At 68.1% G+C, this 9,338-nt stretch carries 7 protein-coding genes; 2 read left to right on the top strand and 5 right to left on the bottom strand.

The features are described from left to right. Positions 1-108 precede the first annotated feature (108 nt). The 3 genes from AC3A3W_RS08790 to AC3A3W_RS08800 form a co-directional block, all read right to left on the bottom strand. Positions 109-3,138 carry an AAA family ATPase gene (locus AC3A3W_RS08790; RefSeq protein ID WP_487441993.1) on the bottom strand — a complete coding sequence of 1,010 codons (3,030 nt, stop codon included), beginning with the start codon at positions 3,136-3,138 and terminating at the stop codon, positions 109-111. Continuing rightward, positions 3,135-4,316 carry an exonuclease SbcCD subunit D gene (locus tag AC3A3W_RS08795; protein ID WP_487441995.1) on the bottom strand — a complete coding sequence of 394 codons (1,182 nt, stop codon included), beginning with the start codon at positions 4,314-4,316 and terminating at the stop codon, positions 3,135-3,137. Before AC3A3W_RS08795 ends, AC3A3W_RS08790 begins: the two co-directional genes overlap by 4 nt. Positions 4,317-4,396: 80 nt before the next feature. Continuing rightward, the gene (locus tag AC3A3W_RS08800) at positions 4,397-5,419 is read right to left on the bottom strand and encodes an MIP/aquaporin family protein (protein WP_487441997.1); all 1,023 of its coding nucleotides are present in this window, start codon (positions 5,417-5,419) and stop codon (positions 4,397-4,399) included. 207 nt (positions 5,420-5,626) lie between these two features. Between AC3A3W_RS08800 and AC3A3W_RS08805 the strand changes: the two genes are divergently transcribed. Further along, a complete protein-coding gene (locus tag AC3A3W_RS08805) occupies positions 5,627-6,739 on the top strand; it encodes an ADP-ribosylglycohydrolase family protein (RefSeq protein ID WP_487441999.1) in 1,113 nt (370 codons plus the stop codon). Here AC3A3W_RS08805 and AC3A3W_RS08810 read toward each other — a convergent pair. Both AC3A3W_RS08810 and AC3A3W_RS08815 read right to left on the bottom strand, forming a co-directional pair. Further along, a complete protein-coding gene (locus AC3A3W_RS08810; protein ID WP_487442001.1) occupies positions 6,726-7,262 on the bottom strand; it encodes a DUF4395 domain-containing protein in 537 nt (178 codons plus the stop codon). The two genes, AC3A3W_RS08805 and AC3A3W_RS08810, sit on opposite strands and share 14 nt — an antisense overlap. Positions 7,263-7,345: 83 nt before the next feature. Further along, positions 7,346-8,344, bottom strand: coding sequence for a 3'-5' exonuclease (locus AC3A3W_RS08815; RefSeq protein WP_487442003.1), 999 nt, complete (start codon positions 8,342-8,344; stop codon positions 7,346-7,348). A 68-nt stretch (positions 8,345-8,412) separates the two neighbouring features. Between AC3A3W_RS08815 and AC3A3W_RS08820 the strand changes: the two genes are divergently transcribed. Further along, complete coding sequence (locus AC3A3W_RS08820; RefSeq protein WP_487442009.1) at positions 8,413-9,180, top strand: DedA family protein; 768 nt, start codon at positions 8,413-8,415, stop codon at positions 9,178-9,180. The last annotated feature ends 158 nt before the right edge of the window (positions 9,181-9,338 follow it).

Below are 9,338 nucleotides of genomic sequence, written 5' to 3' on the forward strand. Positions count from 1 at the left end.
ATGCGCACCGTCCCTCCTCCCGATGCGCGCAACCCGGTAACTATCCGATTCTACTGGACGGGGTGACCAGCTCAGGGCTGACCAAACCGGAGGTCCCGTCAGGGCGTGTCAGGCTGCCGTGACGGCATCGGAAATGTGGAGGGTGGAACCATTGCGTCCCTTCACGACCTGCAGCTGCGTGCCGATCCGCTGTTTCATTTCCGCCACATGGCTGACAAGCCCCACGACGCGGCCGCCGTCGCGCAGGCCTTCGAGGGCGTCCATGACCTGTTCAAGGGCCTGCTCATCGAGGCTGCCGAAGCCTTCATCAACGAACAGCGTCTCAATGTCCACGCCGCCCGCCTCCTGCTGCACCACGTCCGCCAGACCCAGCGCGAGCGACAGCGAAGCCATGAAGGACTCTCCGCCCGAGAGGGTGGACGTGTCGCGCCGCTGTCCGGTCCATGCATCCACCACTTCCAGTCCCAGCCCGGATTTTGCGCCCCGCGCGGCTTTCGCATCCGTGTGCTGGAGCGTGTACCGCCCATCGCTCATGGCGACCAGCCGCTCCGAGGCAGCGACGGCCACCTGTTCAAGCCGGGCCGCCAGAACATAGCTGTTCAGGCTCATGCGGTAGCTGTTGTCGCCGCCGCCCCGGACGGAGTCCGCCAGGGCCGACAGGCGCTCTGCCTTGTCCCGCTGACTCCTTCCTGACTCGGCCAGCTCCTCGTAGTCCTCTCGCAGACCCTTCAGGGCTGAACACTTCTGGGCTGCCAGACCGGCAGCGAGCGCCAAGTCCTTGGAATATCCGGCTGCCCGTTCTGCTTCGGCCTTGAGTCGGTCCACTTCACCCGCCTCGGCTGTGACCCCCGCGGCGTGCTCCTCTTCGGCGAGAACAAGCTCCTCACTCGCAAACAGCTCTTCAAGCCGTGCCTGTTCGTTCCTTCCCGCGAGGACTGCCGCTTCCAGGCGTGCAGCATCCGCAGGGTCCAGCAGCGCCTCGTGGGCTGCGGCGACGGTGCCGAAGCCGGCTTCCGGCAGGGCCAGCTCGAGCTGGGCCTGCGCTTCGTCCAGTCGGGCAGATGCCGCTTCCAGGGCTGCGCGGGCGGTTGCAGCCCGTTCCAGGACGGCGATCGTTTCGCCGATGCCGGCGGAGCGGCGGCGGAGGCTGGGATACCCGGCCCGCAACGCGGCCAGCGCAGATTCCAGGGCTGTTGACTGTTGGCCCAGCTCGCTTAGCGAGGATTCCAGCTGGGCGATGCGCGACAGGCAGTCTGTCCGTGCCTGCTCTGTGGCGGTGACGCGGTCCTGGAGGTCCTCGTACCGTGCCCGGGCCTCGGCCAGTTGCACCTCAGCGGCCTCAGCTTCGGCTGCAGCTGCCCTGGCAACCTTGGCGGCGTCGGCGGCCTCGGCGGGATCAGTGTCTCCGCCCTGCCCCGCCAGTACAGCAAGTTCCTGCCGGGCTGCAGCAAGCTCCTCGGACAGGGCGGCGAGTGCCAGCTCTGCGGCATCGCAGGTCTCCCTTGCCCGTTCCTCTTCCTCGGCGAGGCCCAGGACCGATGCGGCTGCGGGGACGGGCGCCGGATGTTCGGTTCCACCGCAGACGGGGCACGGCTCCCCGGTTTCCAGCCGGGCCGCCAGTTCCGCCGCCGCGTTGGCCAGACGTTGCTCACGTATGTCCAGCCACCGCTGCCGGGACTCCAGATGGGCGTCCCGGCCTTTGAGGTGCCGGTCTGTGGCGGCCGCGCATTTTCGAGCTGCGGCTCCGTGGCGCCGGACCACGTCAACGAGCTCATCGGCAGCCATCGCTTCCTTGGTGCGCAGCACCGCCTCGCCCGCCAGCTGGGTCAGCGGCTGCATACCGGCCTGGAGCCGCTCCATGTCGGCGCGCAGGGCGATGAGCGAATCGGCGTGGCCGGTGCTGGTACGCAGCAGTTCCTGGCGCCCGGCGGTGAGGTCGGCGCTCCTCGCCGCCAGGGCTGTCAGGCGGTCTTCGTCTGCCGCGCGCTCGTTCAGCACGGCCAGCAGGGCGCGCAACCGGCCAAGCTCGGCGGCGGTGTCGATATCTGCGGGGTCTGTGTGCGCCAGTTCAACGTCGGTGCGGGCCGCCGCGTGAAGGTCCGCTGCGGCGCGTTCCATGGCGCTGGCTGACCGCTCCACGGCTGACTGGGCCGCGGTCACGGCTTTGAGCTGTCCGCCGAGGGTCTCAGCTTTCCGGTGCAGGGCAAGGCGGGCGGCATCAAGTTCCAGGACGGGTGCGGCGGCACTGGCTGCTGATTTTCGCCGCATTGCTGCGGCGAGTTTCACCCGGCGGCTTTCACGGGCAAGTTCCGCCTCAAGCAGGACAGCGTGCTCGCGGCGAAGGGCCTCCGCGGATTCCGCCTCGCCGGCCAGCTCCGCTGCCCGGAGCGATGCAGCGCCCTCCAGCCACCCCAAGAGTTCCACGTCGTTGCCGGCATCAGGCGCACCGGTCAGCTCCAGCCCGAGGGCGTCGGCCTCGGCGCGCGCCCTGGCCACCAGGAGGGCGAGCCTGCCGTTGTGTCCGCCAACCTCTTTGGCAGCGTCGGCGGCCTTCAGGCCCAGTTCACGCTCCACGGCTTCGAACCGTTCCGTTCCGAAGAGCTTCTGCAGCAGATCCATCCGGTCTGAGGCCTTAGAGCGCAAGAACGCCGCAAAGTCTCCCTGCGGAAGCATGACCACCCGCGTGAACTGTTCCCTGTCCATGCCAAGAATCGCAGCAATTTCGCCGCCTGCTTCGTCATTCCGGCCGGACTTCTCGATCCATTCCCCGCCGACCCGCTCCCGCAGGAGCGTCTTGGCCTTCTGCGCGGTGAAGCCGTTCCGGCCGCGGGCACTGGGCTTGTCCCACGCCGGGAAACGTGTGACCTCGAAGCGCCGGCCCCGGGCTGAGAACTCGCAGGTGACGCTGGGTTCCGTCGCCGCCTCGGCGTGGTCGCTGCGGAGTCTCTTGCCGTCCTGCCGCGCACCGGGCACGGAGCCGTACAGGGCGTAGCAGATGGCGTCCAGCACGCTGGTCTTCCCGGCACCGGTGGCACCGTTGAGGAGAAACAGCCCATGGGCGCTGAGCATGTCAAAATCGATTTTTTCCGTGCCGGCGAAGGGGCCGAAGGCACAGATTTCCAGCCGATGGATCCTCACAGTGACACTCCTTGCAGACGGACAGTTTCCAGCGCTTCGGCCAGCACGCTCCGCTCGGCGTCGTCGGGCTCCCGGCCGCGGACGTGCTCCAGAAAGCCGCAGCAGACCGAGAGGTCGTCTTCGGCCTCGGCGAGCCGGCTGCTGTAGCTGACCTTGGCCGACGGCGGCGCGCCCTCCGGATCAAAGCCGAGTACGAGGGTGTCCGGGAACCGTGCCCGCAGCCGCTCCATGGCCTGGGCCGGACGCTGGGCATCGGTGAGGGTCACCTGGCAGTAGGCATCCTCAGCCCAGGCATGCTGGGTTGACTCGAGGAGTTCCGTGATGGTTCCGCGGAGGACGGCAAGTTTCCTTGGCGCCTCCCAGTGCACCGGCTCCACCGCCGTGACGCCCGATTCGTCCACGTCGATGAGCCAGCTGCCCTTTTGGTGCTGCGCCTCAGAGAAGGAGTAGGCCAGCGGCGATCCCGAGTAGCGCACCTCAGGCGACAGCGTCTGCCGTCCGTGCAGGTGACCGAGGGCGGTGTAGCTGAAGCCGGCGAAGAGGTCCAGCGGAACAGCCCCGACTCCCCCGATGCTGAGGTCACGCTCGCTGTCAGAGCTGATTCCCCCACTGGCGAAGGTGTGCGCGAGCACCACAGAGTGGACGGTCCGCGATGTGCTGCGGCTGGCGAGGTCCGCCCGGATACGGTCCGTGGCGGCGCGGGTGACCTCGAAATGACTGGCGGTCTCCACGCCCAGTTGGTCCGACACGAGGCGCGGTTCCAGCCACGGTATGCCGTAGATCGCCAGCGCCGGGCCCCGGTCATCCTCCGGCTGGTCCCCCAGCGGAATCATCAGAGGAGTGTCCAGTTCCGCGAGCCGGGTGCGGAGATGCACGCCACCGCGCTCCATGAGCCTCGAGGCGAAGCCGAGCCGAATGGCGGAGTCATGGTTCCCGCTGGTCAGCACCACCCGGGCTCCGGCGCCGGTCAGACGGACCAGGGCGTCGTCGAGCAGGCCGACGACATCCACCCCGGGCAACGCGCGGTCGTAGACATCGCCGGCGATGAGGACTATGTCTACGGACAATTCCTCGACGCGCGCGACCAGCTGATCGACGAACCCGCGCTGGGCATCGAGCATTCCCACGCCGTGGAAGGACCGGCCAAGGTGCCAGTCGGAAGTGTGCAGTAACCGCATGTTTTTAAGCTATCCGTAGGGACTGACAGTTTTGCCGACCGCGCGTGGGCGCGTCCGAAGCGGCTTCTTTCTGTTGTTCCCTACTTGTGGCCAGGGCCGTCGAAAAAGTCGCGGACGTCATCGCCGGCGGGGGCCGGCCCGCTGACGGGCTTGTCGGTGGCTGGCTTCTCGCTGCCGGCCGTGCCGCCGGCCGCCTTGGCACGGCGTGCCACGCCCTTGTCGCTATCAGCAGCGTCGCCGCTGTCCGCAGCGTCGTCACTGTCGGCAACGTCGTCGAAATCCTGGGCCAGGTCCTCGTCAGATCCCGGGGCACCGGCAGCGGTGCCCGTTGCAGGTGTGCCGCCGGTGGCGTCCGAGAACCCCCGGAAAACCAGGCCGGCAATGGCCGCGCCCACCAGCGGGGCAACCCAGAACAGCCACAGCTGCCCCAGCGACCAGCTGTTGCTGAACAGGGCGGACGCGGTGGCGCGTGCGGGGTTGAACGGAGCGTTGCCGATGGCCTGGCCGAACTGCAGAAGCACCGCCGTCGCCAGGCCGACGCCGAACGGTGCGGCCGCTGTGTGAATGTTGCGGCGTGCCGTGGTGCCGAGGAAGACGGCCACAAGGAGCGCGGCGCCGAGGACCTCGGCGAGGAGGACACCTGCCATGGAGGCCTGGATGACGGAGTGCTCGCCGAAGCCGGCGGTGACGGTATCAAAGGCGGCCCGGGTGTCCGGGATGTTGGGAATGGTCCGGAGCACGCCGAACAGTGCCAGCGCGCCGGCGGCGGCACCGACCAGCTGGGCGCCGACGTAAGCGGCGGCGTGGCCGGCCCTGATCCGCCCTGCGACAAGGTTGCCGAGCGTGATGGCCGGGTTGAAATGTCCCCCGGAAACATAGGCGAAGGCCAGCATCGCGGCCGTCACCGCCAAGCCGGCAGCGAGGGCGGCGGGCAGCGGGTTCGACTGCGGGAGGGTAAACAGCGGCACGCCCAGCCCGGCCACGACCAGGAACAAGGCCCCGAACGCTTCGGCCGCCAGCCGGGAAAGCAGCCCGGGCCGGAAGCCGGCACCTTCCGGGTGCGGCTCGGCGTCGGTCGTGGATAGGGACACAGGCGTGGTCATGGTGGGAGAATCCTTCGCTTTTCGTCGGCCCGGAACACCGGCATCTGCCGGGTCAGCCTCTGCAGTCTGCCAATAGAGTCTGGACGGTTGCTGAGTCCGAGCTTAGCGCCCCGTGACCGGGGCCGTTCCGGGGTGAGCAAGGCCACACAACGCAGGCGTCCATCCGCGGGCGGAACTGTGGCGTCCCCGACGGGTAAATTTACCTGCATGAGCAATATTCCCGGCACCGAGGCTGCGCCGTCCCCGAAGTCCCGCATCCATGGCTGCCTTTTGGGCGGCGCCCTTGGAGACTCCCTCGGCTACGCCGTCGAGTTCGATTCCATCGACGCCATCCGGAGCCGCTTCGGCCCGGAAGGGCTGCAGGACTTCGCAGCGCTCGACGGCGGCAGTCACTTTTCGGATGACACGCAGATGACGCTGTACACAGTGGACGGGATCGTCGAGGCGCTGGAGTGGGCGAACTCAGGCGTAGGTGCCGATGCGAACGCCTGCGTCTGGCTCGCCTACCTGCGCTGGCTCGAGACCCAGGGCGTGTCTGCCCCCGATCCGGCTCCCCGGCCGCAGCCGCGCTGGATTGACCGGCAGCCCGCGCTCAGGCACCGTCGGGCCCCCGGCGGAGCCTGCCTCAGCGGGCTGGCGACCGGTGAGATGGGCACGGTGTACCGGCCGGTCAACCCCGATTCGAAGGGCTGCGGGACGGTCATGCGCTCGGCGCCGTTCGGGCTGGTCCCGCACATCCCGGCCGAATCCGTCTACAAACTGAGCTCGGATGCCGCCTCCCTGACGCACGGGCACCCCTCTGCCCGCCAAAGCGCCGGGGTCTTCAGCCTGCTGATCCACTCGCTGGTCCAGGGGCAGGGCCTGCTGGACGCCGCGCAGGTTGCCACCGACCACGTCCGGTCCGATGCGGAAGCAGCGCCGGAACTCGGCGAGCGCCTCAGCGCGGCGATCCGACTTGCGGGCGATGCGGCAGCCCCTGGAGCCGGGAGCCGCGGACTGCTCACGCCCGAGGACCTGGTCCGCGAGCTCGGGGAGGGCTGGGTAGCGGAGGAGGCACTCGCCGTCGGGCTTTACGCAGTTCTGGCCACAGCGACAGGTGGCAGCGGCGCAGCGCCCACTCCGGAGGAGCATTTCAAGGCGGCCATCGCCGTGGCCGTCAACCACAGCGGAGACAGTGATTCGACGGCGTCGATCGCCGGGAATATCCTGGGCGCCTATTACGGCGAGGCGTGCCTGCCGGCCGACTGGCTGGAGGTACTGGAGGCGCCGGACGTGATCCGTGGCATGGCGGACCAGCTGGTGTCCGTTACAACTGCCTGAGGGGAATGTTGTTGCAGGCCTCGCAGACGTCCTCCGGGATCATGCCCCGGCGCTGCAGGAAGCCGAATATCGAGCAGCCGAGGCAGAAGCCTGCAAAGGCCTCCAGGGAAGCAGCGGCGATGAGGACGGCCAGCAGCCCCCAGGCCGCGGGCGCCAGGCCCGCGAAGAACAGCACGGCCGCCGCAGTGGACACCGCCGCCCCGATCCCCTGCGCGAACCGCTTGGGCGGTCCGGGAACCAGCTTGGCGCGCCCGAGGCGTGGAGCGAGCACCTTGACCGAGAGCAGCGCCAGCGGGGAGATCCTTGGGCCGAAAAGCACGCGGAGCCAAAAGCCGGCAGCAATCAGGGCAAGTCCCCAGCCGAAGCCGGTGAGGAGCGTGCCGGCGGCGAGCAGCACCACGAGTCCCGCCGTTATTCGGGCGGCATACTCGTTGACCGGGTTGGGGAAGGCAAACACCGCCCGCCAGTCCACCCCGCCCGTTGCGGTGGCCGGGGACGCACTGGTCTCGCTTGGTCTGCTCATGCAGCAAGGCTAGGAGCGCAGGGCCGCCGCTGGGAAGCTTTGTTGCGCCAGATGAATCCCGGCAGCGGGCGGCCCGGCGCCTGTCAGCTTAGTGCCGGCGTCCCGCCGACCATCTGCAGGAATTCGCCTTCGGACAAGACCTCGATGGACTGCCCCCGTTCGTGCAGCTCAAGCACGCGCTTGGCCTTGCCGGTGAGCCGTCCGGACCGAAGGTCACCGGCGTCGAATCCGTCGCCCACCACCAGGACGCTGGTCCGGGCGGTGACCCGGCTTTCCGGCTTGGCCCCCATCTCGGCCGAGCGCATTTTTGCCTCCGGCCGGGGCATGGCCAGCTGGCCGGTGAACACCACCGTCTGGCCATAAAGCGGGTGGCCGGGTTCGGCGTCCGGATTCGGCACGGGATTGTCACCCTCCTCCGGCCATCCGCTTCGGAAGGGCCGGGCAGGTCCGGCACCGCCGGCGCCGGCGAGAGCCGCGACGGTCGCCTTGGACAGGGCATCGCGCGCCGGGTGAAAGGCCTGCTGCCGGGGTATCGACAGGCCGAGTGACAGGTAGAGCTCCGCAACGCTGTTTGCCTGGTTGCGGGCGGCGATGTCGATCAGGATGCCGGCGCATGCCCTCGCATCCTCGGCGGCATCGTGGTGGTTGACCAGGGGCACGCCGGCCTCTTCGGCAGCGAAGGGCAGCGAATTGGACACCAGCGAGTAGCAGCGCCGGGACAGCATCACGGTGCAGACGTACTCGTACGCCGGACCAGGAAGCCCGGAGACTTCGAGCCCGGAACGGATGACGCCCAGGTCGAAGGCGGCGTTATGCGCAGCGAGGATGTCGCCGCCAATGAATGCACCGATTTCCGGGAACAGCTCTCCGAAGCGCGGCAGGCCCGCGACCTTCTCGGGCCGGATGCCGTGGATCCGCACGTTGTGGTAGTCGAAGGCGTCGTGGTTTTCCGGCGGGCGCATGAGCCAGGACGCTTCCTCGACGATCACACCGCCGCGGACCTTGCTAAGGCCAACGGCGCACGGAGAACCGCGAAAGCCGTTGGCGGTCTCGAAGTCGATCGCCGTAAAGTCCAAACCCACGGGCTCAACTTTAGCGCCGCGGCAGCAGCGGCACTGTCAAGTACCCTTGGAAGGTGAACTTTAATGCCATCAGCGACTTTGCCGTGCCCATGTTGGGAGGAGCCGGACCGGTCCAGCCGCAGCTGGCCTCGTTCCTGCCCGACTGGCTTAATCCCCAGGTCTTCCTCGCCGACCCCGCGCTGGCTCCGTGGGTGGTGCTGCTGGTCTGCGGAATCATCTTCGCCGAAACCGGCCTGCTCATCGGGTTCTTCCTTCCCGGCGACTCCATGCTGTTCACTGCCGGCCTGCTCGTGGCCACGGACACGATCAAGTTCAATATCTGGCTCTTCGCCGCGCTCATCATCGTGGCGGCGATCATCGGAAACCAGACCGGATACCTCATCGGCTCCAAGGCGGGCCCGGCGATCTTCAACAAGCCGGATTCCCGGCTGTTCAAGCACGAAAACGTTGAAAGCGCCCACAAATTCTTCGAGAAGCACGGCGGCAAGGCACTGATTCTGGCCCGCTTCGTCCCCATCATCCGGACGTTCGTGCCGGTGATCGTCGGCGTGGCGCAGATGGACAAGCGGAAGTTCTTCCTCTTCAACGTCATCGGCGCACTTCTGTGGGGCGGGGGCGTGACGCTCCTGGGCTACCTGCTGGGTGACAGGATTCCGTGGGTGCGCGAGAACCTGGACATCATCTTCATCGTGATCGTCCTGCTCTCGGTGATTCCGATCGGCATCGAGGTCTTCCGCGGAATGGTCGCCAAGCGGCAGGCCGCCAAGTACGGCACCGACGTGGTGGAGGAGTTCATCGAGGAGCACGAGCCCGAAGAGGAACGCAAGACGCCCTAGGGTCCTCAGGCACACGAACGGCCGTTCCCCGCATGCGCGTTGCTGGACAGCAACGCGCATGCGGGGAACGGCCGTTTTAACGGGGTCTAGCCGGCGAGGGGGTCGACTATCGCGGGCAGCAGGGCGCGGGAGGCCTGCCCGCGGTGGCTGATGGCGTT

Source organism: Arthrobacter sp. Soil_N43 (genome assembly GCF_057655195.1).

Bases quoted from the DNA above. Each gene is read 5' to 3' on its own strand.
- AC3A3W_RS08795 (WP_487441995.1), bottom strand. From the start codon at position 4,316: ATGCGGTTACTGCACACTTCCGACTGGCACCTTGGCCGGTCCTTCCAC.
- AC3A3W_RS08805 (WP_487441999.1), top strand. From the start codon at position 5,627: ATGAGCAATATTCCCGGCACCGAGGCTGCGCCGTCCCCGAAGTCCCGC.
- AC3A3W_RS08810 (WP_487442001.1), bottom strand. From the start codon at position 7,262: ATGAGCAGACCAAGCGAGACCAGTGCGTCCCCGGCCACCGCAACGGGC.
- AC3A3W_RS08800 (WP_487441997.1), bottom strand. From the start codon at position 5,419: ATGACCACGCCTGTGTCCCTATCCACGACCGACGCCGAGCCGCACCCG.